24 protein-coding genes are annotated in these 25,861 nt (G+C 66.1%); 9 read left to right on the top strand and 15 right to left on the bottom strand.

Annotation, left to right across the window (positions count from 1 at the left end; translation table 11 throughout):
- Window positions 1-138: 138 nt before the first annotated feature.
- The 4 genes from AB7E83_RS16670 to AB7E83_RS16655 are packed head-to-tail and all read right to left on the bottom strand — an operon-like array spanning window position 139 to window position 3,812.
- On the bottom strand, window positions 139-717 hold the full coding sequence (locus AB7E83_RS16670) for a hypothetical protein (RefSeq protein ID WP_428571410.1): 579 nt from the start codon (window positions 715-717) through the stop codon (window positions 139-141).
- The gene (locus tag AB7E83_RS16665; RefSeq protein WP_428571408.1) at window positions 701-1,864 is read right to left on the bottom strand and encodes an ImmA/IrrE family metallo-endopeptidase; all 1,164 of its coding nucleotides are present in this window, start codon (window positions 1,862-1,864) and stop codon (window positions 701-703) included. Before AB7E83_RS16665 ends, AB7E83_RS16670 begins: the two co-directional genes overlap by 17 nt.
- A 1-nt stretch (window position 1,865) precedes the next feature.
- The gene (locus tag AB7E83_RS16660; protein WP_428571406.1) at window positions 1,866-3,254 is read right to left on the bottom strand and encodes a hypothetical protein; all 1,389 of its coding nucleotides are present in this window, start codon (window positions 3,252-3,254) and stop codon (window positions 1,866-1,868) included.
- A 3-nt stretch (window positions 3,255-3,257) separates the two neighbouring features.
- Window positions 3,258-3,812 carry a hypothetical protein gene (locus AB7E83_RS16655; protein WP_428571404.1) on the bottom strand — a complete coding sequence of 185 codons (555 nt, stop codon included), beginning with the start codon at window positions 3,810-3,812 and terminating at the stop codon, window positions 3,258-3,260.
- Between the two features lie 228 nt (window positions 3,813-4,040).
- Here AB7E83_RS16655 and AB7E83_RS16650 point away from each other — a divergent pair, with 228 nt between their 5' ends.
- Both AB7E83_RS16650 and AB7E83_RS16645 read left to right on the top strand, forming a co-directional pair.
- The gene (locus AB7E83_RS16650) at window positions 4,041-6,305 is read left to right on the top strand and encodes a hypothetical protein (RefSeq protein WP_428571403.1); all 2,265 of its coding nucleotides are present in this window, start codon (window positions 4,041-4,043) and stop codon (window positions 6,303-6,305) included.
- Window positions 6,302-7,774, top strand: coding sequence for a caspase family protein (locus tag AB7E83_RS16645; RefSeq protein ID WP_428571401.1), 1,473 nt, complete (start codon window positions 6,302-6,304; stop codon window positions 7,772-7,774). Before AB7E83_RS16650 ends, AB7E83_RS16645 begins: the two co-directional genes overlap by 4 nt.
- A 542-nt stretch (window positions 7,775-8,316) precedes the next feature.
- On the opposite strand, the gene AB7E83_RS16640 is transcribed toward AB7E83_RS16645, so the two are convergent.
- The 9 genes from AB7E83_RS16640 to AB7E83_RS16600 all read right to left on the bottom strand — a co-directional run bounded on the left by AB7E83_RS16640 (window position 8,317) and on the right by AB7E83_RS16600 (window position 15,403).
- Window positions 8,317-8,571 carry a hypothetical protein gene (locus tag AB7E83_RS16640; RefSeq protein ID WP_428571399.1) on the bottom strand — a complete coding sequence of 85 codons (255 nt, stop codon included), beginning with the start codon at window positions 8,569-8,571 and terminating at the stop codon, window positions 8,317-8,319.
- A 17-nt stretch (window positions 8,572-8,588) separates the two neighbouring features.
- On the bottom strand, window positions 8,589-9,494 hold the full coding sequence (locus tag AB7E83_RS16635; RefSeq protein ID WP_428571398.1) for an NAD(P)-dependent oxidoreductase: 906 nt from the start codon (window positions 9,492-9,494) through the stop codon (window positions 8,589-8,591).
- Window positions 9,495-9,496: 2 nt separating this feature from the next.
- Window positions 9,497-10,378, bottom strand: coding sequence for a TauD/TfdA dioxygenase family protein (locus tag AB7E83_RS16630; protein ID WP_428571396.1), 882 nt, complete (start codon window positions 10,376-10,378; stop codon window positions 9,497-9,499).
- A 17-nt stretch (window positions 10,379-10,395) separates the two neighbouring features.
- Complete coding sequence (locus AB7E83_RS16625; RefSeq protein WP_428571394.1) at window positions 10,396-11,223, bottom strand: SDR family NAD(P)-dependent oxidoreductase; 828 nt, start codon at window positions 11,221-11,223, stop codon at window positions 10,396-10,398.
- A gap of 1 nt (window position 11,224) precedes the next feature.
- On the bottom strand, window positions 11,225-11,992 hold the full coding sequence (locus tag AB7E83_RS16620) for an HpcH/HpaI aldolase family protein (protein WP_428571392.1): 768 nt from the start codon (window positions 11,990-11,992) through the stop codon (window positions 11,225-11,227).
- Window positions 11,993-11,994: 2 nt separating this feature from the next.
- Complete coding sequence (locus tag AB7E83_RS16615) at window positions 11,995-12,975, bottom strand: Bug family tripartite tricarboxylate transporter substrate binding protein (protein WP_428571390.1); 981 nt, start codon at window positions 12,973-12,975, stop codon at window positions 11,995-11,997.
- A gap of 62 nt (window positions 12,976-13,037) precedes the next feature.
- A complete protein-coding gene (locus tag AB7E83_RS16610) occupies window positions 13,038-13,838 on the bottom strand; it encodes an amino acid ABC transporter permease (protein ID WP_428571388.1) in 801 nt (266 codons plus the stop codon).
- The gene (locus tag AB7E83_RS16605) at window positions 13,835-14,497 is read right to left on the bottom strand and encodes an amino acid ABC transporter permease (RefSeq protein WP_428571386.1); all 663 of its coding nucleotides are present in this window, start codon (window positions 14,495-14,497) and stop codon (window positions 13,835-13,837) included. The genes AB7E83_RS16610 and AB7E83_RS16605 overlap by 4 nt, the downstream gene beginning before the upstream one ends.
- Before the next feature lie 3 nt (window positions 14,498-14,500).
- A complete protein-coding gene (locus tag AB7E83_RS16600; protein WP_428571385.1) occupies window positions 14,501-15,403 on the bottom strand; it encodes a glutamate ABC transporter substrate-binding protein in 903 nt (300 codons plus the stop codon).
- Window positions 15,404-15,641: 238 nt separating this feature from the next.
- Here AB7E83_RS16600 and AB7E83_RS16595 point away from each other — a divergent pair, with 238 nt between their 5' ends.
- The 7 genes from AB7E83_RS16595 (at window position 15,642) to AB7E83_RS16565 (ending at window position 23,270) form a co-directional block, all read left to right on the top strand.
- Window positions 15,642-16,592: an SDR family NAD(P)-dependent oxidoreductase gene (locus tag AB7E83_RS16595; protein ID WP_428571383.1), complete on the top strand. Its 951-nt coding sequence runs from the start codon at window positions 15,642-15,644 to the stop codon at window positions 16,590-16,592.
- A 77-nt stretch (window positions 16,593-16,669) separates the two neighbouring features.
- A complete protein-coding gene (locus tag AB7E83_RS16590; protein ID WP_428571381.1) occupies window positions 16,670-17,809 on the top strand; it encodes an ABC transporter substrate-binding protein in 1,140 nt (379 codons plus the stop codon).
- 22 nt (window positions 17,810-17,831) lie between these two features.
- Window positions 17,832-18,722, top strand: coding sequence for a branched-chain amino acid ABC transporter permease (locus AB7E83_RS16585; protein WP_428571379.1), 891 nt, complete (start codon window positions 17,832-17,834; stop codon window positions 18,720-18,722).
- A gap of 15 nt (window positions 18,723-18,737) precedes the next feature.
- Complete coding sequence (locus AB7E83_RS16580) at window positions 18,738-20,459, top strand: ATP-binding cassette domain-containing protein (protein WP_428571378.1); 1,722 nt, start codon at window positions 18,738-18,740, stop codon at window positions 20,457-20,459.
- Entirely contained in the window at window positions 20,456-21,238 is a 783-nt protein-coding gene (locus AB7E83_RS16575; RefSeq protein ID WP_428571377.1) for an ABC transporter ATP-binding protein, read from the top strand. Before AB7E83_RS16580 ends, AB7E83_RS16575 begins: the two co-directional genes overlap by 4 nt.
- Before the next feature lie 129 nt (window positions 21,239-21,367).
- The gene (locus AB7E83_RS16570; RefSeq protein WP_428571375.1) at window positions 21,368-22,000 is read left to right on the top strand and encodes a glutathione S-transferase N-terminal domain-containing protein; all 633 of its coding nucleotides are present in this window, start codon (window positions 21,368-21,370) and stop codon (window positions 21,998-22,000) included.
- Between the two features lie 46 nt (window positions 22,001-22,046).
- On the top strand, window positions 22,047-23,270 hold the full coding sequence (locus tag AB7E83_RS16565) for an ABC transporter substrate-binding protein (protein ID WP_428571373.1): 1,224 nt from the start codon (window positions 22,047-22,049) through the stop codon (window positions 23,268-23,270).
- Window positions 23,271-23,337: 67 nt separating this feature from the next.
- On the opposite strand, the gene AB7E83_RS16560 is transcribed toward AB7E83_RS16565, so the two are convergent.
- Both AB7E83_RS16560 and AB7E83_RS16555 read right to left on the bottom strand, forming a co-directional pair.
- Complete coding sequence (locus AB7E83_RS16560; RefSeq protein WP_428571371.1) at window positions 23,338-24,072, bottom strand: ABC transporter ATP-binding protein; 735 nt, start codon at window positions 24,070-24,072, stop codon at window positions 23,338-23,340.
- Complete coding sequence (locus tag AB7E83_RS16555) at window positions 24,059-25,861, bottom strand: ABC transporter permease subunit (protein WP_428571369.1); 1,803 nt, start codon at window positions 25,859-25,861, stop codon at window positions 24,059-24,061. The genes AB7E83_RS16560 and AB7E83_RS16555 overlap by 14 nt, the downstream gene beginning before the upstream one ends.

Below are 25,861 nucleotides of genomic sequence, written 5' to 3'. Positions count from 1 at the left end.
AGCAATTCAGCCGGGATCGGCGGATGCTCCGCCTTCTGCGCCGCAGCGCTGGTCTTCGGTTTGCGTGGCACTCATGCTCCTTGTCGTCATGTTATGCCTCGCACACAGAATTTCCGACACCCTCCTCCCTGGTGCAATTTAGGTCCTCTCTTCGAATTTCATGAGCTTCTCAAACAGGGCGCTGTCCTCCTTGGGCACCCCCATCCGTGCGTGCTGGCGGGCGGAATTCACGAGCTCTTGGATCTTTCGAACGGTCCACGCCTGCCGATGACCGCTTGTGAGCATGAGCTGCAAGGTACTCGCCACTGCCACACCGCTGGCGAACGTGGAGTCCGCGACAATTCGGCGCCGAGCCTTGCGTTCGTCGATGATGATGCTGGCCCCTCGCCTCGAGATTGCCAGTGCCGCGCTCTCGCCATCGTCAAGCCGCGTTCCGAGCGGTCCCGACACGAACGTCAGGTAGGTCTCGTACTCTTCATCCGTCATGCGGACTTCCTCAAGCGTGCCTGAAGAGCGCAGGATACGAAGTGTCTCCGCGTGGTCGAAGCCGGGGATAGGGTGCTTGCAGACTTCCTTGAGCGTTCGCTCCTCCATCAAGCACTTCTCGCCAAGGCCCTCCAGTACGGCCACGCATTGGCCACAGCCGAGCAGGTTGATGAGCACGCTAGCGTCGAGAATGGTCACTCCTATTGGCAGATAGTCATTCAGCAAGGTCAAGCACCACCTCCCCCCCATGTCCGTCACGCTCCTGGAGCGCGCGTCGAACGTCCACCAGGTTGAGTTCGAGCATCGACGCAATCTGTTGCTCGGAGAGAAGCTCTCGTTCGTACGCAACGCCAGCGAGAAGAAGAGAGCGCGGCGTGAACGGCTGGATACCATCGGCGACGCTCATCTCTTCGGCCACGCGGCGGCGATGTTCGAGGCCGACGCCCTGCTTGCGCAAAGTTTCGAAGGTGCCCGCCGGCAACATGTCCAGCGACTCGAGGCGTCGCGTCATGGCCTCGATGGAGATGTTGAAGAACACCGCCATCATCAGGAGTTGCCTCACGGAGAACTGCACGAACATGTCCTTGAGCTCCTTGGCTTTCCGGCGAACCGCAGTTGCCGGCGCCAGGAATGCGATGCCAAAGAGGTCGCAGAAGCGTTCAGTGCGGCCTTGGTGCGTCTCACCTTCGAAGTGAACGACCAAGCCGGTCTGCCGAGTTAGCACGTGGCCGACCTCATGCGCTTCCGTAACTCGCCGTCGGTAGGGCGGATGTAGCGAGTTCAGGAGCACGAAGCCGCCAACCTTTTCATTAAAGGCGACTGCGCCAGAAGTCTTGGAAGGCAGCGGTCGTTCGAAGACCCGCAGACCCATCTCGAACTCCATCAGCGCTGACATGTTCTGAATTGGCCCCAACCCGATGCCTAGCCGGGAGCGCAGTTGCAGCGCCGCGTCTTCGGCCTGAAGGTCCAGGGAGCCCGACTTCGACACAACGACCGCAGGTAAATCCACACGCGCGGGAGATTGGCCCAGTAGCGCTTCCAACTGAAGTGCGGAGCTGGCAAGCCGATTGAGCATGCTCGCCACCATCACCTCGTCGCCGGCCTGCGACTTGGTCGCGGTACTACGAAACTCCACCTCGAGTTCGAGAAGTACAGGGTCGTCGTTGATGAGTTCGCTCTCGCGGACATCGTACAGCTCAGCGAATTGACGCAGTTCCTGATTTGAGACTGAACGCTTGCCTGCCTCAATAGCGACAAGGGTCGTTCGGGCCATGCCCAACTTGGATGCGGCCGCTTCTTGGGTGATGCGGTGGAGTGAACGGGCGTGCCTGAGCTTCGCGCCGAGCGCCTCCGCTCGGGTATTCGCGTCGGTGGCCATGTCAGTTCCCTGCGAAATCTGCTATCCAGGACTTGCGCCCGCAGGACTCCACGAATGGCAACCACTCTCTTCGATGCTGGCTAAGGAATGCGTCCATCTTTTCTCTCACGTCCTTGATTGGTTCGTTCAGTCCGCGCGTTAGAGCGGCGATTTCCGCCTCTACACGCACGGCCCGAGGTTGAGTGGCCAGGTCAGCGAGTCGCTGCATAGACCGGACGCTGTTAAGCGCAAGGTCTCGGTTGGCCTTGAAGTTGTGCGGCACGCCCGCGGGAAAGGCCTTCTCGAAGGTAGTCGCGCTTAGGTTGCTGGCTCGATACGTGGTCGAGTCGATCACACTTGCCGCCTGCAGCGAAACGCGCCTTAGAACACAGTTGCCGCAGACGCCGCAGTGCATCACCTTCTTGCCGCTGCTCGCGTGCCTGGCGTCGTACGAGCACGACCGGTGGGTCGCCAGCCAGACGGCGACGTTGGTGTCGTTCTTCGCCAGGCCGGCGAGAACCTGCCCCTTCGTGAGGAAGAGAGCCGGGTGATCGAAAGTAACCTCTGTCTTCGTCAGCAGGCGAATGAGATTGGCAACTCGGGCGGTGAACCCCGGGTGGCAGCTACGGTGAGGCGCTTCGGCACCGAGTGGCACCAACGAACCTCCGAGACTGCCTTGGCCGTTCTCGGGAATTACGACGCGCGCCGGCTGGGCAATGGCGGCGCCGTACGCGGCCAAGAGGTCGTAGAGAAACGGACGCGAGCGGAAGCTCAGCTCGGCTCGATGGGGTTCAGGCGTATATGCGGCCACTTCGACCGTCTGGAAGTCCAGCTTCTTCTTCCTGCCTAGGTTGCTCCATTTAGTCGGCTTGTCTTTGGCACGGACATTGACCAGGACCAACTCGAGTGAAGCTGATTCTGCTTGAAGCAGTTTGGCGATAGCGAACGAGTCCAAGCCGTTGCTGAATGGCATGAACACCCGAGACTGTTGGGGCGGCTGCACGAGGTGGTCTTGGCGCGGTCCGCTCTTGCTCGGCTTTCGATAGGTGAAACCAAACGACCAGCGGTCTGCGGTGACGAACCCTAAGGTGTCTGCAAGTGCTCGGGAGACTTCAGGGGAACGCCAAAGCTTGAGGTCACTCACCGGTGCGCTGACGGCGAGGCTACGTGCCCAGCCATTTACGTAGTGGCGAACCACTGAGCGGTCGGCCGTGCGCACCGCGCTAAGGACTGAGGTCAAGTCCTCGAGCACTTCGTCGTTGCTCGTGAAGCAGTAGCGCTGGAGGTGACTCGCGTCAATGCGGGTGGCTTCCTTCGCCGGCGCTGAAACCACGGTCGGACGAACTCGTCGGGTGCGCTGTGGTAGTGAGCGCGTGGGCTGTTTGGTGACGAGCGGAGTGGGTTGCGACATTTGTCAGACCCCCTGCAGGCTGAGTGCGGCGTTCAGGCTCTGTTCGATCGCCGGTTTGTGCTTCCGCACTTTCGGTGCTGGCGGCTGTCGGAGTTCGCACTTCGGCAGGGCCTGCAGAAGGGCCGCCCTGAGCTGTCGGACCTGCGTTTCGTGGTGGATGTCGGCAACCCACGCGACAGCGCCTTCAATGCCGTCCTCTGCGCTTATTTCGAGTGCGGCCCGGACGACTCGGTCCTTGAGGTCGCCGTTCGATTGGCCGCTCCAAATCTCGCCAAAGGCGATGTCCAGGGCGCGACGGGCGTCCGTCGACGGGCATGACGCTTCGAGCGCCAAGAGCTTTCGTTCCATCTGCTCGGTCCCGAAGAGCTCACCTTGTGGCGTGCTCAGAACCTGCACAAACTCTTTGCCCCAGGCCTCCTTCAACCAGTCTGCCTTGGCCCAGGTTGCTCGGGTGAGCGCGTCAACAAGGTCGCCGCCAAGTCCGGGCGCGCAGGCTACCTCGACAACCTTGCGCCAAGGATGCGTCTGGGGGAGCGAGTGATGAAGGTCGTCGCGCACGGCACCATCCTTTCGACAATGTCGGACAGAAGTTTATATATTTATCTGACATTGTCAAATACCATGGCCCAGTGCATTCTGATGTGGTCAGCACATTCGCGACTAAGCAAGCGCTAAGCGCCTTGCTGGCACGCTGTTGTTCCGCATTGTTCCGAGGCACTTGACGGCAGCGCGTGGACGACCTAGAGTCCGATTACGGTACAACGCGGAACAGCAAGGATTACTAACATGGCCAAGAACATTGCTTCAGTCTCGACTACGCCCGGCCGCCCAGGTTTCAGCATCAGCTTTCGGCATCCGCTGAAGCTCGATTCCAAGGGCAAACCGGGACTGAAGATGCGTCGCGGCCTTGGCACCGACGACAAGACCAAGGCAGAGAATCTGGTTGCCGAGATGAATCAGCTCCTGCAGGACGAAGCATGGTGGACGGCAGCGAAGCACCAGGAAGCGCTGCAGACGTTCGATCCCCGTATCGTGGCCGCCTTTTACGACGGCATCCAAGCGGGCATCGCCAACTCGCTCGAGACCCGCGACAGCATCATTCCCCTGCCCGGGAAAGCCGAGGGCTACGCGCGCACGCTGTTCGTCGGCACGACGGGCGCCGGTAAGACCTCGTTACTGCGCCATATGATCGGCTCGGACCCGGAACTCGACCGCTTTCCCTCGACCTCGACGGCGAAGACCACCGTCTCCGACATCGAGGTCATCCCGGCAGCCGGCGAGTTCCGCGCCGCGGTGACCTTCTTCTCTGAGCCCGTCATTCAGGCGAACATTGAGGACTGCATCCTCAACGCCTGCGCGGCAGTGTGGGACAAGCTCCCCGAAGACAAGATCGCCGATCGCTTCCTGCATCACCCGGACCAGCGCTTCCGGCTGAGCTACTTGCTCGGTTCGTGGCGCAAGAATCTGCCCGCCGAGACCGCGGCGGACGAGTGGGATTTCGGTACGCCGGACGAGGCCGCAGCTGCGGCGGCCAACAGCGACGAAGCGGTCTCAGGCGCAGATGCCGAAGCGCTGCAGGCCAGGCTGGTGGACTATGTCGGCCGCATCACGAAGCTGGCCGCGGCTAAAGCCAAGACTATCGGTGACGCGCTGCTCCCCGATCCGCACGCGGCAACCGCCGAGGACCGCGAAGCCGCACTCGAAATTTTCCAGGGCGAGCTTTTCGACGATGAGCAGTTCCACGAAATCGTCCATGACGTGCTGGACGAAGCGCGGCAGCGCTTTGAAGCCCTGAAGAGCGGCGAGCTGACTTATCAGGGCGCCAGTGCGAAGTGGCCGATCACCTGGGTCTACACCACCGGAGACCGCGCCGAGTTTTTGAAGCAGGTGCGCTGGTTCTCAAGCAACTTCGCGCCCTCGTTCGGCAAGCTGCTGACGCCGCTCGTTGACGGCATCCGCGTCATGGGTCCGCTGTTTCCGACCTACACCGACTATCGGGCCAAGGTCGTGCTGCTCGACGGTCAGGGGCTCGGCCATACCCCCGACTCTTCCACGAGCGTGACGACGCACATCACGCGCCGCTTCTCCGAAGTCGATGCGATCCTGCTGGTGGACAACGCCGAACAGCCCATCCAAGCCGCCGCCCAGTCGGTGCTGCGAGCGGTCGCATCAAGCGGCAACAACAAGAAACTGCTGATCGCCTTTACGCACTTCGACCAGGTCAAGGGCCTGAACCTGCCGACCTTCGCGGACAAGCGCACGCACGTCTTGGCCTCGGTGCACAACTACCTGTCGAAGTTGAAGGAAGTGCTGAATGCGCCGATCGTGACGGCGATGGAACGGACCATCGACGAGCAGACCTTCATGCTCGGAGCCCTGGACGGGCCAAGTACCAAACTTCCGCCCGGCGTCAAGGCGCAGCTCAACCAGCTAATAGCCTTCGTGGAGAGATCGGTCGAGCCGCCGCCGGTGCCCGACGCGAAACCGATTTACGATGCCTCGGGTCTCGGTTTCGCCGTGCAGCGCGCCGCGGACAGCTTCCAGAAGGCGTGGGCTGCCCGTCTGGGTCTTTCCATCGGCGCGACCCTGCCCGCCGAGCACTGGACCCGGATCAAGGCGCTCAACCGCAAGATTTCGACCGAGATGGGCGTCGAGTACGACTCTCTCCGCCCCGTTGCCGATCTGGTCGGCCGCATCACCGAGGAGGTGGCGAATTTCCTCGACAACCCGATGGAGTGGTCGCGGTCACCCGACGATGCCGACGAAGCACAGCAAGCCATCGCGCCGATCCGTCAGGTCGTGTTCAACCGCCTGCATCAGCTCGCATTGCAGCGCCTGATCGACAAGCATCTTGAAGACTGGCGGCGAGGCCTCGAGCACAAAGGCAAGGGTTCCGCCGCACGCCGTGCCAGTGACATCCGCGGAATCTACGAGCTAGCCGCGCCCGTCCCGGGCACCGTCAACACCGCGCCGGCGATCGAATTCATGCGCGGCGTTCGCGAACTGGTTCGTGCGGCCGTCGAAGAGAACGGCGGGGAACTGCGCCCATGAGCCGCCGTCTCACCGCCCTCTTGATCGGCAACGCGGACTATACGAACACCAAACCTCTCACAAATCCGGTTAACGACGCCGCTGACATCGCGGCCAAACTGACCGCGTGCGGCTTCACTGTCGTGACCAAGGGGAACTGCACGCATGAGGAGATGGAACGTGCGCTTGAGGACTTTAAGGAAGACCTGCAGGACAACGATGTCGGCCTGTTTTTCTTCGCCGGTCACGGCCTGCAGGTCAAAGGCGAAAACTATCTAACGGCAATCGATACAGGCTTCTTTGACGATATCAATGCCAAGCACACCTCACTCCCGCTCAATCAAGTCATCGAGGTCATGGAGCGCGGCGAAAACGCGTCCAGCATCATCATTCTCGATGCCTGCCGCAACAATCCGTTCGAGAAAGCGTGGTCACGCGCGATCGAGGCACGCGGATTGGCGCCTGTTTATGCGCCGAAAGGGACCATCGTCGCCTATGCCACTTCGCCGGGGCAGACTGCCAGCGATGGTAGAGGCCGAAACGGTGCCTACACGGCCGCGCTGCTACAGCATCTGGACACACCGGACTGCTCGATCGAGGGTATGTTCAAACGAGTCCGCAACTCCCTCAGCACGGCGACTGGCGGCAAGCAGATTTCCTGGGAGCACACATCCCTCGCCGGCGAGTTCTTCTTCAATCTGAGTCTCCGCGCGCGCATCGACGAGTACGCCGACACGTCGCTGCGCGACAAGCTCTTCGTCATCGATGACAAGAAGGCCTCGCATCGTGTTATCGAAGGCCTGCAGACTCATGACTGGTATCGGCAGAACCCCGCGATCGAAGCCTTCACAATCGCAGTAGCGGGCCGTGCTTCGCTGGACTCCCTTTTCGTCATCGGGCGAAACATCTATCAAGCTGCATGTGGCGGGTCGAGGGACGCGGTTGCCTACCTGAGAAACTACATGACCCGCACAACTGGCCTGAAGGCTGAGCGACGCAAGGCACTTCTGGATGGCATGCTGTTCGAAGTCTTCTTCGATCCAGACGCCCGACTGCGCAAGGACTTCAAGATGGATAAGTTCCAGCCCCTTTTTGATTTGCAGCAGCATGCAGACCTCAAGCCGAGCTTTGACTTCATCGCGGAGTGCCTGCTCCCGGACATTGCGCGCTTCCATGCGCTACCGGGCAAGAGCCACGCGGTGGTCGTCGATGTCGTGTCCAAGGCCGGTGGAAGGCCGGGTGACCACATGCTCAAATCGGTGCATTGCGGCGGCGCCGATATCTTCTGGATGGATGACCCCGACTACGCACCGGAGATCGGCGCAGCGCCGATGTACCGCAAGATGCGCATCACCGAATTCGAGAAGTACCTCGCCAACGAGATGGTCGTACCGGAAGCGCTGCTAACGATCAAGTATTCGTCGTTCGCAAAAGCTGGCAACGAAACGATCCGCGTCCCTTACGGCTGGACGCCACGAAAGCGACAGTGATGCGCGTACGAGCTGGGATGGTTCCGGCCAGCAATCGAAGCGCCCCAAGGTGAAATGCGATCGCCCTAACACCGCTGCCGGAGAGCACGGGCGCCGACTTCTCGGCCGCGTTTCAGTCGAAGCCACAACAGCCAACTCGGATGCTATCCGTGCTACCTCGTCATTGCCTGTCGTTGGTACCTCGACTTCAGCTCCTATCTGATCGCTCCTCCTGCTCGCGCTGGGCACTGATCGGCGCCTGTCAGCGCTCTTGTGAGCAGTCGTCATCACCTAAGCAAGGATTGACGCCTGACTGTTTGCTCAGACCCGATCGCATCGGCTAAGGTCGAGCGACCGGTCCCGAGTAGCGCGGGCACTCAAGCCTTGCATCCGAGTGACCGCCCTCAGTCTGAAGCAGACATTCACTCTTCGGCGCCTGACCTCACGTCAACGTCTGCCTCGGCCAGAACCAGACATGACGGAAAGCGAACGATCTCGGCCGTATGACCTCGCAGCTTGCGAGTCTGGGCCTGGGTCGCGACGAGCGTCAAGACGCGGTAGATTCAGCAGCTGGAAAACGGGACGACGAGACCCGAGTCCGCGACGCGCTCGCGGACTCCCTTGGCAAGCGAACTGGCCGCATTCGATGCTTCGATGCTGCGATTTCGGAGCGCGGCCTGCGCGGCGCGTAGTGGTTTCTCAATGCGCGCACGCCGCATCGCTTCACGCGCGTTTTTCGATTCGATGGCGACCTGCTGCGCAGCATAGCGCTTGTGGACAAGTGGGACGTCGCGCTGCGAATCGAAGAACAGCGACATGCGATCGCCCGAAATAGTCAGAGCGCGCTGCGCGTACGCGGCAATTCGAACCCCGCCGAGCGCTCGACGAATCGCACGACCTCGGTGATGTCCGCATCGCCCATGCCCGCCTCGAGCATGTCCAGGAGGATGGCGTGCGCCATGCGGCACAGCCGCATCGGAACGCCCAGCGCCTCGCCCTGCTCGAGCGCGAGTTCCACGTCCTTGACCAGTGTCGTGATCGGCGCGCCGAAGGCGAAGCTCCGGTCGAGCACGGCCAGCGGGATCTTGTCGAGCGTCATGCTGTTGCGTCCGCTGCCGGCGTTGATGGCGGCCGTCATGACTTCGGGGTCCAGGCCGGCCTTGCCGCCCATCACGTAAGCTTCCGCGCTGGCGACCATGGCCACCGCCGACAGGATGTTGTTCGTGAGCTTGAGGGCCTGCGCCATGCCCGGCGCGTTTCCAGCCACCGTGACCTTGCCCCAGCAGTCGATCAGCGGGCGGACGGCGCTCAATGCCGCGTCGGCGCCCGACACCATCACCGAAAGTTTCCCGGCCCGCGCGCCCGGCGGCCCGCCGCTGATGGGACAGTCGACCAGCTGGATGCCGCGCGACTCCAGCGCCTGCGCCAGGCGGAGCACGGCGCCCCGGCCGATGGTGGATGTATTGACCACGATCCGCGTCGATCCGCCCGCCAGTCCGGCCTCGCCGAGGAGAACCTCGGAGATGCTGTCCACGGTCAGGAGGCACGTGATGACGATTTCGCAACGCGCGGCGATGTCGGCCACGCCGGCCGCGGCGTGCGCACCCCGCGACCGCAGTGCCGCGAGGGGCTCGGGACGGACATCGTGGATCCAGAGTTCGTGGCCGGCGTCGAGCAAACGGCCCGCCATCGGCAAGCCCATGTTCCCCAGGCCGACGAATCCGCAACGGGTCGCCGCCAAGCTCACTGCCCCCTCACGACGACGCGTTGCAGAACCCGACGCACCTTGCTCATGTCGTAATTCGCGACGGCCCGGTGATTGAGGTTGCGGTTGTCCCAGAACAGCAGGTCGTTCTTGCGCCACTTGAACGTGTAGACGTTCTCCGGCTTCGTGGCGTGCTCGATCAGCGGGTCGATCAAGGCGCGCCCTTCCACCGGATCCATGCCCACGACTTCCTTCGTGTACATGGTGAGGAACAGGCTCTTGCGTCCGCTCACGGGGTCCACCCGGACCATGGGGTGCACCGTCGGCCGTGAGTTCTTCTTGTCCTCCTCCGAGCGGCGGTGCTTGCCGGTGGTCTCGAGCATGTGGTCGAAGCAGTTGAGGACCTGCAGGCGGTCGATGCGCGCCTTCGTCGCATCGGGAAGGGTGTCGTAGGCCACGGCCATGTTGGCGAACTGCGTGTCGCCCCCCTCCTCGGGGATCTCCACGCCGTAGAGCATCGTGACCCAGGCCGGCTTCGGCATGAACGCCTTGTCGCTGTGCCAGAAGTAATTGGCGTTCAGGTGCGGGTTGACCGAAGGCTTGCCGTCGGCGTCCAGGTTCGACACCAGGTGCACCGGCGACAAGAGCTCGCCGTTCGCGAGGCGAAAGACCTGCCCCTCCACCTCGCCGAACCGCCGGGCGAAGGTTTCGATGTCCTTCTCGGTCAGATGCTGCTCCCGCACGACGACGAGGTGATGGCGGGCCAGAGTGTCGAGCACCTCGCGAAAAGCCGCGTCGTCCATCCGGCGCACGTCCGCGCCGGCGATCTCCGCACCGATGCGCTCCGAGAGCGGACGGATCCGAAGCGTCGCCGTCGCGGCGCCGGCCGGTTGCGGATCGTCGAGCGTGGGGCTGTTCATGATGGCCTTTCCCAGGGTCAGAGCCGCGTGCCGGGTTGGTAGGAGGGCAGCGGCAGACCGCCCCCATCGACGAAGATGGCCTGGCCGGTCGTGTACGAGGCCGCCTCCGAGCAGAGGAAGGCCGCAGTCGAGGCGACGTCGGCCGGCAGCCCGTGGCGGCCGGCGGGGATCGCCTTCGCGCGCTCCTGCAAGCCGGCCTGCAGGTCCGCATAGCCTTGCTCGCCCGTCGTGCTCATGGCGCGGCGCGTCAGGACGGAGCCGGGACACACCGCATTCACCGTGATGCCCGAGCCCGCAACGTCCATCGCCAGCGAACGCGTGAAGCCGACCAGCGCCGCCTTCGAGGCGGCGTAGGGAGCGCGGTGCCGCGCGCCGTAGCGGTACACCGCCGAAGCGATGTTGACGATGCGGCCCCAGCCACCGCGCCGCATGTGCGGCACGGCGCTGCGGCACATGAGAAAGGTCCCGGTCACGTTGATGGACATCACCCGGTTCCAGGCCTCCAGCGGAATCGCCTCGATGTCGTTGCGGTCGGCGCCGTGGGGCGCGGCCGCGTTGTTCACGAGGATGTCGAGGCGCCCCAGCGTTGCAACCGCGTGCTCGACGAGACCTTGGGCCTCCGCTTCGTTCGACACGTCGCCGAGTGCGAAGGTCGCGGTGCCGCCCAGCGCGCGAATCTCGCGGACCAGCGCTTCCACCCCGCCCTGCGGATCGGCATCGCGGGCCACGTCCGTCACCGCGACGCTGACGCCTGCGCGCGCGAGCGCCAGTGCCGTGCTCCAGCCGATGCCGTCGGACCTGCCGCACCCGGTGACCAGGGCGACGCGTGGATTGCCGTTGCTCATGTCACTGGCCCGCGAGCTCGCGCGTCTGGGCGATCCAGTTGCGGGCTTGCGTGGTCATGGCGGCCGCGTCGGAAGACAGGGTGATGAAGCGGAAGCCTTCCTTCAGCAGGTCCTTCGCCGCGGCCGGCGTGCTCGCATTCATTCCGGCGATCAGGCCATGGCGCTTGCAGGCGTCCGCGACCCTCCTGCGCGCTTCGGCGACCGCCGGCGCCGAAGCCGGGGCTTCCGGGCGCCGCAGCGACATGTCGTAGTCGACGCCGCCGAAGTAGATGCCGTCCAGCCCGTCGACGGCGACGATCTCCTCGAGGTTCGCCAGGGAGGTGTATGTTTCCACCATGGCGAACACCGTGAGATCGTCGTCGACCGACTGGGTGTAGTCCGGCCCGTAGATCATCGCGGCGCGGCATTGCCGGCTGAGGCCGCGCGTGCCTCGCGGCGGATAGCGGCACGCGGCCACCAGGCGTCGCGCCTCTTCCGCCGTATCGATCATCGCCGCGGTGATGCCCATCACGCCCGCGTCGAGCAAGGTGGACACCCAGGTCGGGTCGGCCCGCGGAACACGCGCCAGCGGCACCACGCCCGAGCCGGCGATGGCGCGAAGCAGCTCGACCGCCGCATCGAAGCCGATGGAGCCATGCTCCATGTCGAGCGTGACGCAGTCCCAGCCCTGGCGGCTGTACAGCTCCGTCGACGCAGGACTCGGCATCGTGACGTAACCATTGAGCACGAAGCCTTGCGCTTCGCATCGGCTTTTGAGTGACTTCAGCATGATCACTCGACCTTGATGTTCGCCCGCGCGATCACATCCGCCGTCCGCGTCGCCTCGCGGCGAATGAAGTCCGCGAATTCGGCGGGTGTCGACAGGGCGGGGCTCAGCCCGTTGCTGGCCATCAGCGTGGCCATGTCGGCGCTGCCGACGGCGGTGCGGATGTCGCGCGCGATGCGTTCGCGGACCTCCATCGGCGTCCCCGCCGGCGCCCAGACCCCGAACCACGCGGTCGACACGAAGCCCGGCAAGGTCTCCGACACGGTCGGCACACCCGGCAGCAGGTCGGACCGGCGCTCGGCGCTGATCGCGAGCGCGCGCAGGGCCCCGGACTTCACAAGCGGCAGCGCGGCGGCGAAAGAGAAGAATCCCCAGGGCAGGTGGCCGCCGACGACGTCCGTGATCGCGGGCTGCGTGCTCTTGTACGGCACGACGAGCATCTGCACGCCGCTCGCGATCGCGAACTTCTCGCCGGTGAGGTGGTCGGCGCTGCCGAGGGCGGACGTCGCGAAACCGAGCTTCGCGCCTTCCGCGTTCCTGCGCTTCATCAATGCGATGAGCTCGGGCAGGTTCTTCGCCGGCACGGACGGATGCACGACGGCGGCATAGGGCTGCGTCGCCACCTGGGAGATCGGCGCGAGTTGCTTCTGCGGTTCGAAGTCGGGCCGCTTGAAGAGCACCGGCGTCGCGATGAATACGCCGTCGTGACTCAGCAGCAATGAATGCCCATCGCCCGGCGTCTTGATGACCGCCTGCGCGCCGATGATGCCGGCGGCTCCGGTCTTGTTGTCGACGACGACGGGCTGGCCCCAGATCTCCGACAGCGATTTGCCCAGCTGGCGGGCGAGAAGGTCCGTGCCGCCACCTGGCCCGACCGGCACGGTGATCGTCACCGGGCGCTGGGGAAATGCAGCTTGCGCGGACACATTGTTTCCGATGAGCATCGCGCCAGCGAAGCCGGCGAAGGTTCGTCTCCTGATCGTCATGTTGTCTCCTGTGAGGGGTTACCGCAGGCAAGCATACCGGGCAGCTTGCCCGGCCTGCGATCTCAATGCACCGGCCGCGCCAGCCGCCGGCTCGCCCGCGAGATCGCGTAGTTCACGGCGCAGTACAGCACCGCCACCGCCAGGTACACCGGCACCAGGGACCGGTAGTTCGCGACCAGCACCTTCGCGTTCTGCATCAGCTCGCCGTAGGTGACGACGTAGCCGAACGTGGTGTCCTTCACCACGATGACGAGTTGCGCGACCAGCGCCGGCACGATGAAGCGCAGCGCCTGGGGAAACACGATGTGCGCGAACACGCGCGCTTCGCTCAGGCCCAGCGCGCGCGCCGCATCCGTCTGCCCGCGCGGCACGGCGAGCACGCCCGCGCGGTACACCTCGGCCACCACGGCGGCGGTGCTGAGGCCCACGGGCAAGGTCAGCATCCAGTACGCGCTCAATTTGATCCCCAGCGACGGGAGGACCAGGAAGCACACGTAGATCAGCAGCAGGGTCGGCACGCCGCGCAGGAACTCGATGACCGCGACGGCGGGCCAGCGCACCATCCGCATCGGCGAAAGCCGGCCGATCAGCAGCACCAGGCCGAGCACGAGTGCGATGACGGCCGCGGCGGCCGCCGAGGCCAGCGTGCCGAGCAGGCCCTTCGCGAGGAAGGCCCAGGTCGTCTTCCATGCGAAGAATTCCCAGAGCCGGCCCGCGAACTGGCCGGCCGTCTGGAACTGATGCACGACAAGCACGAGCGCAACGATCAGCGTGGCCGCGACGGCGAAGCTCACGGCCCGCGTGATCGCCTGCGCCTTCGCGTTGAGGTCCCCGAAGAGGATGTCTTCCATCGCGCGGCTCATCGCAGGATCCGGACCTTCCTGTCGAGGGTGGCGCCCGCCCAGGCGATGAGCAGGCCCGAGACGAGGTACAGCGCGGCGGCGATGGCGAATGCGGCGATGCCGACGGCCGAGTCGTTCGCGAGCTTCGCCACGAGCGCCGTGAGTTCGCGGCCGGGCATCGGCACCTGCGACGCCAGCGCGGTCGACAGCATCAGCGCGATCAGCAGCGAAGTCATCGGCTGGACCACCGAGCGCAGCGCCTGCGGCAGCACGATCGAGAAAATGACCACCAGCGGGCTCATGCCGAGGCTGCGCGCGGCGTCGATCTGGCCGCTGGCCACCGTGTTGATGCCCGTGCGCAGATAGTCCGCCGTGAACGCGGAGCACACGAGCGCCAGCGTCAGGACGACGCTCGGCTCATAGTCGATCAGCACCTGCAGATCGGGCAGCGCGAACACGATGAAGATCAGCAGCGCCACGCTCGGGATGTTGCGAAAGATCTCGACGTAGGCGGTCAGCACGAAGCGAAGCGGCGCCAGCGGCAGAAGCCGCGCCACTGTCACGACGACGCCCAGCACGAAGCCCGCGGCGAAGGACATCGCCGTGAGCTTCCAGGTGAGCAGCAGGGCCTGCCCGAAGGCGGGCCCGTGCTCGGCCAGGAGCCGGAGGACGCCGTCCATCGCTCAGGGAATCGCGGGCGGCGTCGGAACGTTGGTGCTGCCGGTGCGCTGGCCGATGGAGATCGTCCACAGCTTGGCCCAGGTGCCGTCCGCCTCGATCTTCTTCAGGAAGGCGTTGACGAAGGCCACGCCGTCGGAGCCCTTGGGCAGGCCGATGCCGTACGGGTCCTGCGGACCGAAGGGCGCGCCCGCCAGCTGCGCGTCGCCGGTGCTCTGGCTCAGGACGTTGAGCAGCAGCGTGTAGTCGGTCACATAGGCTTCCACGCGCCCCTGGCGCAGTGCGTCCACGGCTTCCTGGTGCGTCTGGAACTCCTGCACGACCGCCTTGGGCGCGAACTGCGCGAGGATCGCGGGGCCGGTCGAGCCGGCCTGCGTGGCGGTCCGCTTGCTGGCGAGGTCGTTGTACGACTGGATCGCCTTGTTGCCCGCCTTGACCAGCACGCCCGCCTGCGAGGTGTAGTACGGCCCGGCGAACGAGATCTTCTCGGCGCGGGCCGGGGTGATGGAGTAGGTCGCCAGCACCATGTCCACCTGGTTGTTGATGAGCACCTGCTCCCGCGTGGACGACGTCACCTGCGTGAACTGGAACTTGCTGCCGTCGCCGACGATGTAGCGCGTGAGGAGCTGGGCGATGCCCGCGTCGAAGCCGCGAATCTTGCTGTCCTTCTCGTTGAGCATCGAGAACAGGTTCGACGTCTGCGTGGCGCCCAGGCGCAGCATGCCGGCGCGCTTGATGCCGCTCGCCCATTTGTTGGCGGCAATGGTCGCGGCATCGGCGACCGGGCCCTGGGCGACCAGCGCGTCGAATGCCTGCGCATTGATCGGCGTGCCCTGGGCGAATGCCGGCGCGCCGGTCGCGACGGTGAACGCGACCAGTGTGGCTTTCAGGAAGGAAGGGATCGGCATGGTTTCTCTCGATGGGTGGGTATGGCCAATGAATGTATAGCAGTCCCGTAGGGTTCCCGTGCGCGCTCGCCGGAAGGCGGCGTTCCCCATTTCCCGAACAGGGGTTCATGAGGGTATGCACTGATGTCAACGTACCTGTTGACAGTTCCGGACATACCTCGCATCATTCGATCCGCACATGAGCCGGTGTCGGTGCGCAGGTCGAGCCGCAGGTAACGAAGCAGGAGACGAACTTCTTATGAACAAGCGAAGACTCGAGGACAAGGTCGCCGTCGTGACCGGCAGTGGGCGCGGCATCGGCCGCAGCGAAGCGCTGTACCTTGCGCGTGAAGGCGCGAAGGTGGTGGTGAGCGATTTCGGGAAGGACAGCGAAGGCCGGAGTCTCGCCGTGCTGGTCGCAGACGAAATTCGTGCGGCGGGCGGCGAGGCCGTTCCGGTGGCCGAAGACCTCATGAATTCCGAGGGCGCGCGGCGTACCGTCGAAGCGGCTCGCGACACCTTTGGCGGTCTGGACATCATCGTCAACAACGCGGGCCTGCGCGGGGGCAATCCGGTGACCAAGCTGACCGACGAGCAGTGGGACATGGTCCTCGGCAGCCATCTCAAGGCCTCCTTCCTCATGATCAAGCACGGCGTGCCGCTGCTGCGCGCCCGGGGAGCCGGCGTCATCATCAACACGGGCTCGGAAGCGGGCCTGGGGATGGTGTTCAACTCGGCCTACGCCTCGGCCAAGGAAGGCCTGGCGGGCCTGACCCGCTCGATCGCCCGCGAACAGGGGCGGTTCAACATCCGTTGCAACCTGATTCGCCCCCGTGCCACCGCGGGGAACACGGGCGGGGGCGACTGGTTCGCGACGAACCTGGCCGGCATCTGGCGCCCGTTCGTGCAGTCGCTCGGCCGCTACTGGATCGGGGAACGCGGCCACGCCGGCTGGGATCGCAAGGCGCCACCCGACTCCATCGCGGCATTCGTCACATGGCTTTGCACGCCGGCGGCCGAACACATCAGCGGACAGGACTTCTTCGTCGGCGGGGACGAGATCGCCCTGATGTCGCCGCCCCGGTTCGAGGCGACCCTGTACCACGAAGGAGGCTGGACGGTGGAGCGGCTCGATCGCATGGCGCCTTCCATCACCGGCGGATTGACGAATGGTTTCCGCGTGCCGAACCCGTTCGAGAACGACGATTGAAAGTCCGCCGCCGAGCGGACCCCTTGCCAGCGTACCTTCACCCTCAACCCTTGAATATCCACCGAGGAGACACTCTCGTGAAATTGCTTCCAAACCTGCTGCGTCGCTGTATCGTCCTTGCCTGCGCCGCGGTATTGCCGCTCGCGCCGTTCGCGTCGATCGCGGGTGAAGTCAAGGTCGGCCTGCTCGGCAACTTGACGGGCCGGGCCGCGACCTCGTTCGGCGTGCCCTTCAAGAATGGCTTCGAACTCGCCTTGGCCGACATCGCGAAGTCGGGCGTGCTCGCGCCGACCAAGACGACAATCGTCGTGCAGCCGCTCGACACGAACTCGGAGGTGACGAAGGCCGTCACGTCGTTCAACCAGTTCGCCCAGCAGCGGCTGCCGATCGTGGTGAGCGATTCCCAAAGCCCGATCGGCCAGGCCGTCGCGCCGCTGGCCAACGACGCGAAGATCGCCTTCATCAGCGGCGCCGGCAGCCAGCTCGAGAACAAGGGCGGCTACGCGTTCCGCCTGGCCGACCTGAAAACGTCTACCAGCAACGTGGGGAAACATCTGATCGCCCAGGGCGCGAAGCGCGTGGGTGCGATCGTGGCCACGGATAACCCGTCCTTCCCAACCCTTGCCGCGGGCACGCTCGAAGGTCTGGGGGTGAACTACGTCAGCACGCAGAACGTGACGACCAAGGACAGCAACTTCTCCGCGGTGCTCACCAACCTCAAGGCCGCGAACATCGACGCACTCGTGCTTTCCGTCCTGCCGGAGCAGGCGGGCAACATCATCCAGCAGATGGTGGGCGCCGGCATGCAGAACGTCAAACTCGCCGGCACCCTGGCAACGAGCCCGCAGACCTTCACCATCGCGGGCAAGGCCGCGACCGGTCTCGTCTTCCCGCAGGCCTGGGCGCCGGGCGGCAGCCGTTCGGCGGCCTTCGAAGCGGCCTACAAGCAGAAGTACAACGCCACGCCGACCGCGTATGCGGGCCTCGGCTACCAGGTGGCCTGGCTCATCGCCGCCGCTGCCGCCGACGTCGAGAAGGCCGGCAAGCCGCTCACCGGCGAGAACCTGCGCACCGCGCTGCCCGCCGCCTCGACCGGGCCGCTGGTCGCGAAGCACGGCATCCTGGACCTCCAGCTCACGCCCACGGGCGAGGCGATTTCGGCCGGCACGCTGGCGCGCTTCGCCGACAACGGCGACATCGTGAGCGCCGGCAAGTAACTCGCAGCGGGACGGACGCGGCATGGAATTCCTCGCGCAGCAGACGCTCAACGGGCTCGTCCTGGGCAGCGTCTACGGCTTGTACGGCCTGGGCTTCGGCCTGGTCCTGGCCAACCTGAAGGTTTTCCATGTCGCGCATGCGGCGATCTTCACGTGGGGGGCCGTGTTCGCCTGGCTGCTCACCTCGCGTGCGGGGCTGCCGATGTGGATCGTGCTGCCGGTGGTCGCGGTGGCGTCGGGTCTGCTGAACGTGGCGACCTACTTCGTCGTGATCCGGCACCTGCTTCGGCGCCGACACACGCAGCTGGCGGCATTCATCTCGAGCCTGGGCGCCCTCATGTTCCTGGACGAAGTGGCCGCAAAGGTGCTGGGCGGCGTGGTCGAGCGGATTCCGCGCGAGGCCTATTCGGTCCACACGCTGCGCCTGGGCGGCCTGCAGCTGAACACGCTGGACATCACGATCGTGGTGCTCACCGCCGTGCTCATGCTGCTGCTCGGCTGGCTGTTGCATCGCACGGAGTGGGGCCGTGAAGCCCGCGCGGTGGCCTTCAACCGCGAGGTCGCCGCGCTGCTGGGGACGAACGTGGACCGGGTGAGCACCGGCGTGTTCTTCCTCTCCGGTGCGATGGGAGGGGTCGCCGCCACCCTGGTGGCGATGGCCTTCAACGTCATCAGCGCCGACCTGGGGAGTTCCTACCTGGTCATCGCCATCGCAGCCATGGTGGTCGGCGGCTTCGGCAGCGTCGCGGGCGTGGCGCTCGGCGGCCTGGTCATCGGACTCGCCTCGACCTATGCGGTGGCGTACATCAACACCTCATACCGCGACCTGGTCGTCTTCGTCTTCCTGCTGCTGTTCCTCGTGGTGCGGCCGAGCGGGCTGCTGAAGACATCGAACGACCTCGACCGGGTCTGAAGGGGACACATCTCGGTGGCCGCACAGTTTCTGGAACTCTTCGGGGTCTATGCCTTCGCGGCCCGCAGCGCCCTGGTGCTCAGCCTGGTGGCGATGGCCATTTATGTCCTGCTGAACGCCGGCATCTTCGCGCTGCCGCATACCGGCCTGCTGGCGGTCGGCGCGTACACCGCCACCATCCTGTCGCTGGATGCGAAAGTGCCCTTCGCGGTGGCGGTGACAGGGGGTGCGCTCGCCGCGATGCTCGTTTCGCTGGTCCTCGCCGGGCTCCTCGGGCGGCTGAACGGGATCTACCTCGCCATTGCCACGCTCGCCTTCAGCGAGGCGATCGGCGCTGCCGTGCTGAACATCCCGCTGACCGGCGCCGCGCAGGGCCGCGTCGGAATTCCGCGCGTGTCGAGCGACCTCGCGATCGGCGGGGCCGTCGTGCTCGCCGTGCTGGCGCTCTGGGCCCTGCACCGATCGCGCTTCGGCCTGGCGATCGTCGCGATGCGTGAAGACGCCCTGATGGCCCGTCACCAGGGCATCGACGTGTTCACCTACCGTCTCGGGCTCTTCGCGCTGGCGGGTCTGTTGTGCGGGCTCGCGGGCGCGCTGAACGTGCACCTGACGGGTTTCGTCGAGCCCGGCTTCTTCAGTTTCGGCTTGCTCTCCCAGCTGCTCGCCGCCGCGGTGATCGGCGGGATGATCTATGTCGCCGGGCCGCTGCTCGGGACGGCCGTGATGTCCACCCTGTCGCAGGTCGTGACCGTGGTGGGCGAATACCAGGCGCTCGCCAACGGCGCGATCATCGTGCTCGTGATCGCGTTTGCGCCCTACGGACTGCTGGGCCTCGCGAGCGCCGCGCTTCGGCGCCGGCGCAAGGGGCCCGCCGCGGTGGTCCGCGACGCGGTCGACCCCGGCACGAGTGCGAGCTCTGCGCCGGTCGAGGCCGCGGTCCGTGCCCGCGCCCGGGCAGTGCCGGATACGACGCGGGAGCCCGTGATCCGCGTATCGCAGATCGCCATGAATTTCGGCGGCATCCGGGCGCTGCAGGATGTGTCCCTCCACTGCGCCGGCGGCGAGCTGCTGGGTGTCATCGGCCCGAATGGATCGGGAAAGACGACGCTCCTGAACGTGATCTCGGGCGTCTACAAGCCGTCCGGCGGCTCGGGCACCTTGCTGGGCCATCCCTTCACCGACCTGTTCGGCAGCCCGCACAAACTCGCGCGTGCCGGGGTGTCCCGGACCTTCCAGACCATTCGCCTCCTCGACGACTACAGCGTTCGCGACAACGTCAACATCGGCCTGCATGGCATCGGCAACGAGGGCGCCAGTGGCGGTTCCGCGGCGGAACGCGCTGCCGCCGTCGATTCGGTGCTGCGCGAGCACGGGCTGGAACATCTTGCCGAGGTGCATGCAGGCGAACTGTCGTACGGCCTGCGGCGCCGCGTCGAGATCGCACGGGCCGTGGTGAGCCGGCCCAAGCTGCTGCTGCTCGACGAGCCTACCGCCGGGATGGACCCGCAGGAGCGCGCCGATGTGTTCGCGCGCATCGCGGCCTTGCTCTCGGACGGCATCGCGATCATCGTCGTGGAGCATGACGTGGACATGATGAGCCAGCACTGCGACCGCCTGGTGGTGCTGGACTTCGGCAAGGTCATCGCCGAGGGGCTGCCTGCGGAGGTCCTGCAGCAGGAGGACGTGATCAGCGCGTATCTCGGTTCGTCGGCCGTCGAGAAGGACTGCACGCCGTGAGCGCAACGACCCTCGCATCCGTGCCAGCGTCGTCTCGCGCGCCCGTCCTGAGTATCGAGAAGCTCTCGGTGTCGTACGGGCATGTGCGCGCGGTCACCGATGTGGACCTGCAGGTCGCCGCCGGCGAAGTGGTCGCCCTGCTGGGGCCGAACGGCGCCGGGAAGACCACGACGCTGCGTGCGGTGAGTGGCGTGCTGCCCCGGCAAGGGGGCAGCGTGTCACTGTGCGGCGAGGACCTGAGCGGCCGCCGGCCCGACCAGATCGTGCGGGCCGGCCTGATTCATGTCCCCGAAGGCCGGCAGGTCGTGGCGCCGCTCACGGTGCGCGAGAACCTGCAGCTCGCCGGGCTGGCATCGCGCCGCTGTCCGCCGAAGGAACTCGACGAAGGCATCGAGCGCGTATTCACGCTGTTCCCCAATCTGTCCCGACGGCGCGACATCGCGAGCGGTCTCCTGAGCGGCGGCGAGCAGCAGATGCTGGCGATGGGCCGCGCGCTGATTGCCCGCCCCGTCGCGCTGCTGCTCGACGAACCCAGCATGGGCTTGTCGCCGCTGCTGACCGAAGTCATCTACGAGTTCCTCGCGCGCCGGGCCGAGGTGTTTGCCGGCGTCGCGATCGTGCTGGCCGAACAGAGCCGCATCGCGCTGTCGGTCGCGGATCGCGTGTGCATCTTGTCCAAGGGCCGCGTCGCCTTCACGGGCCTCGCGCACGAAGCGAGCCGCGATGTCACCGTTCGCGCCTACCTCGGCCATGGCGCTGCGGGCGCCGTCTCTCCCTGAGAATTCGGGGTGCGCCCCCAAGGGAAACCACTAGTCAACGGACCTGTTGACAAAGGCGGAGGCGGGGGCTACTGTGAGTGGGTGCGCAACTGTCGTCGCGCGCCACGACCATCATCCCCGGGGGCCTTCATGAAATTGATCAGCGCCACACCCAGCCCTTACGCGCGCAAGGTGCGCATCGCACTCGCGGAAAAGGGCATCCCGTTCGAACTGGTGACGGAGGTTCCCTGGAACGCCGACACGCAGACGCCCCGCTACAACCCGCTCGAAAAGCTGCCGATCCTCATCCTCGACGACGGCACGAGCCTGTACGAGTCGCACTACCTCATGGAGTGGCTCGACCGGAAGTACCCGACGCCGTCGCTCACGCCGGGCGACGACGACACGGTGATGGCCGCCAAGCGCCTCGAGGTTCTCGGCGACGGCGTGTGCGACGCGCTCGTCCTGCTCTTCTTCGAGCGCCTGCGTCCCGCGGAGCACCGCAGCGAAGCGTGGATGGCGCGCCAGCGCCGCAAGATGGACGGCGGCGTGCGCGAGATGGCCCGCCTCGTCGGCGATCGCGAATTCGTGGTCGGCGCCAGCTTCGGCCTCGGCGACATCGCCGTGGGCTGCACGATGTGCATTCTGGACCTGCGTTTCCCCGAGTTCCGCTGGCGCGACGAGTATCCGAATCTCGCGCGCTACGTCGACCGCCTGAGCGAACGACCCTCCTTCCGCGCGACGGTCCCCGTGGTCCAGACCATCGCGGCTTCGGCCATCTGAGCGCCTCGCCGAGAGCGCGCACCCCTCAACACCCCGAAAGAGATCCATGACACAAGCAGGCAAGTTCACACTGCGGCTCGCGGCCGCCCTGGTCGCCCTCGCGGGCGCCGCCGGCGCGCTCGCACAGCCGAAGGAAGTCGAGATCGCGATCATCGAGGCGACCACGGGTCCGTGGTCCGTCAACGGCGGACGCGTGATCAAGGGCGCGGAGATGGCGGTCGAAGAGATCAACGCCGCGGGCGGCATCAAGTCGCTGGGCGGCGCAAAGATCAAGCTGGTCGTCGCCGACGCCGGCGCGCGCCCCGACGACGCGGCCAACGCCGCCCAGCGGGTCATCGCGAGCAACCCCAACATCGTCGGCGGCGCCGGCGCCTACATCAGTTCGCAGGCCCTCGCCATCACCGAGATCACCGAGCGCGCGGGCATCCCGTGGCTCTTCGGCGGCAGCGCGGACCAGCTCACCGGCCGCGGCTTCAAGCACGTCTTCGCGACCAACATGCCGGCCGGCCAGGTCACGCCCCGAATCGTGCCTATCATCGAGCAGTTCGCGAAGCTGAGCTCGGGCGGCGCCCTGAAGGAAGTGGCGATCCTCGCCGTCAACACGCCCGGCACGATCGCCGTGGCCGACGGGGTGGAAGGCGCGCTCAAGGCCAGGGGCGTCAACGTCGTCGCGAAGGAAGTGTTCGCGATCCAGCTCGCGGACGGCACCGCCATCGCGCAGCGCGTGCGCCGGGCGAGGCCGTCGATGATTTTCTTCTCGACGGCGATCGCGCCCGACACCAAGACCATCCTCACGTCGCTCGCGCAAGTCGGCATCACGCCGAAGAACACGCCGTTCTTCATCTACGGCGGCGGCGCGTTCGACCCGGAAATGCTCAACCTGATGCCCAAGGAAGGCCTGGAAGGCACCGCCGTCTTCGCCAACATCTGGCCCACCAAGAAGAGCGGCGACCTCGAGGCGCGCTGGAAGCAGCGTACGGGGCAGCCCTGGATGACCTTCGATCCCGCCTTCGGCTACGGCCACGTCTGGGTGCTGAAGGAAGCGCTCGAGCGTGCCGGCTCCACCGATCGCGCGAAGGTCTCCGAAGCCATGCATGCGCTCAAGCTCGAATCGGGCCCGGCGGTCGCCGCCTTGAACGGGCCGGTATCCTTCGACGCCAAGGGCGTGCGGGTCAATCCGCCGGCGCTGCTGCTGCAATGGCAGAACGGCGTGCCCGTGGTCGCGTATCCGGCCGACGTCGCCCGCGCGCCCTTGCTGAAGGCGCAGTAAGGACGGCACTCCTCATCCCACGAAAAAACGGCCGCAGGATGCGGCCGTTTTTCTTGCGTTGGTGTCCTCAGGCCGCGTCGTCCTGCGGCACCGCCGCGATGCCCATGTAGGTCGCGCGGATGCGCTCGTCGCGCAGCAGCGTCTGCGGCGGGCCCTGCAGCGTGATGCGGCCAAAGTCCAGCACGCAGCCCCAGTCGCAGGATTCGAGCGATTCCGCGACGCGCTGCTCAACCAGCAGCACCGTGACGCCAGCGACCGTGTGCGCGCGGCCGATATGCTCGAACATCTCGTCGGCCATGATGGGCGACAGGCCGAGCGAGGGTTCGTCCAGCAGCAGCAGTCGCGGCATCGACGCGAGCGCGCGCCCGATCGCCAGCATCTGCTGCTGCCCGCCCGAGAGCGTGCCCGCCTGCTGGCGCTGGCGCTGCGCGAGCGCGGGGAAGATCTCGTAGGCGCGTTCCACGGCGCGCTTCTTCGCGGCGCGGCCGCGCACGCAGTACGCGCCCATCTCCAGGTTCTCGGCGATGGTCATCGTCCTGAAGACCTGGCGGCCCTCGGGCACGTGCGCGATGCCGAGCCCGGCGCGGTCCGCGGGGTCCAGCGCGAGCAGGTCCTGGCCTTCGTAGAAGATGCGGCCGGCGCGCGCCGGCACCACGCCGGAGATCACCTTGAAGAGCGTGGACTTGCCGGCGCCATTCGGCCCGACGAGCGCGACCATCCGGCCCCTGGCCACTTCGAGGCTCACGTCGCGCAGCGCCTGGATGTTGCCGTAGCCGGCGCTGATGCCTTCAAGCCGCAGCATGTTCCGCCATCCATTTGCGGCCGAGATACGCCTCGACGACCGTCGGGTCGTTGATCACGCTCATCGGCGCACCGGAAGCGATGACCACGCCGTGGTCGAGCACGACGAGGTGGTCGCAGATCTTGAGCATGGCGTGCATGGTGTGTTCGATGATCATGACGGTAACGCCCTCCCGCGGCAGCCGCCTGATGACGAGGAGCAGTTGCTCGATCTCCTCGTGCGCGAGCCCGGCGAAGATCTCGTCGAGCAGCAGGAGTCGGGGCGAACCGGCCAGCGCGCGGCCGAGTTCGAGCAGTCGCAGTTCGACGGCGTTCAGTTCCGCGGCCAGCGCTTCCGCGCGCGCCGCGAGGCCCAAGGTGGCGAGTGCCTGCCTCGAGCGCGCGACGGCCGCCGCGTCGTCGGGCTCGGTGGAGATCGCGCCGGCGAGCACGTTGTCCATCACCGAGAGGCGCGGGAACGGCCGCGGTACCTGGAACGTGCGGCCGACGCCCAGCCGGCTCACCTGCGTGGGCGAGAGGCCGACGAGATCGCGGCCGGCGAAGAGGGCGCTTCCCGCGTCAGCGCGGATGAAGCCGTTGAGCAGGTTGAAGGTGCTCGTCTTGCCCGCGCCGTTCTGTCCGATGAGGCCGAAGACGACACCTTCGGGCACGTCGAAGCCGACGTCGTCGACCGCCTTCACGCCGCGGAAGGACTTGCTCAGGTTGCGGACCTGAAGCAGCGTGCCTGCGCCTTGCCGCGCGCCGGAGCCGCTGTGCGCGGCCGGCGCTTCGCCGGTGCCCGGCGCCGGTTGCGGCCTGCCTGCGTCCTGCGCGGCAGCGGCCGTCGATCCCCGGCTCCCGCGCCACGCCGTCCAGCGGTCGTGCGCATACCAGAACAGACCCTCCGGCGCGACCATGATCGCGAGGATCAGCGCGACACCGTAGACCATGCTCTGCACGCCCGGGATCGTGTGGCCCAGCACGGCATGCAGGCCCTCGCCGAGAGGGATGAGGAAAGCTGCGCCGATGAGCGGCCCCCACAGCGTGCCGATGCCGCCGAAGAGAGTCACGACCATCGCCTGGGCGGACACGTGCAGCCCGAACACGTCCGCGGGCACGGCCACGCGGATCACGACCACGTACAGCCCGCCCGCCGCGCCGGCCATCGCGCCGCTGATCGCGGTGGCGACCATCTTGCGGCGCCAGATGTCGATGCCCGCGGCGGCCGCGGCCTGCTCGTTCTGCTTGATCGCACGCAGCGCGAGGCCGAAGCGCGAACGCTCGATGACGTGGCAGACGCACATCGCGACGAACAGCATGGCGATGGCGAGCAGGGCGTACACGTGGACGTCGTCGAACTGCATGAACCACGCGGTGTCCTTCGCCTTGCGCGGCAGCATCACTTCCTGGTAGCGCAGCCAGTCCAGCACATAGCGCAGCACGATGGGATAGGCGAGCATGGCGAGGGCGAAGTGGATCCCGCGCAGGCGCAGCGTCGGCAGGCCGATGAGGACGGCCGCGAGCGCGGCGACCGCCATGCCCACGGGGATGCCGAGCCAGGGTGTCACGTTCCAGACCGACAGGAGCAGCGTGACGGCGAACGCACCGATGCCGAAGAAGGCCGCGTGGCCGAAGGACACCACGCCGGCGTAGCCGCCGAGCACGTTCCAGGACAGCCCGAGCACCGCGAAGATCGCGACGATCGTGAGCACGTGCTGGTAGTAGGTATTCTGTACGACGAAGGACAGCGCGGCGTAGGCCGCGCACACGGCCGCGATGCGGCCGAGGACGAGCGGGTCGGTGCGCTGCAT

Origin of the sequence: Ramlibacter sp., from assembly GCF_050250995.1 — a bacterium.
Lineage (GTDB): Bacteria > Pseudomonadota > Gammaproteobacteria > Burkholderiales > Burkholderiaceae_C > Ramlibacter.
This window is presented reverse-complemented; position numbering and strand designations above follow the sequence as displayed.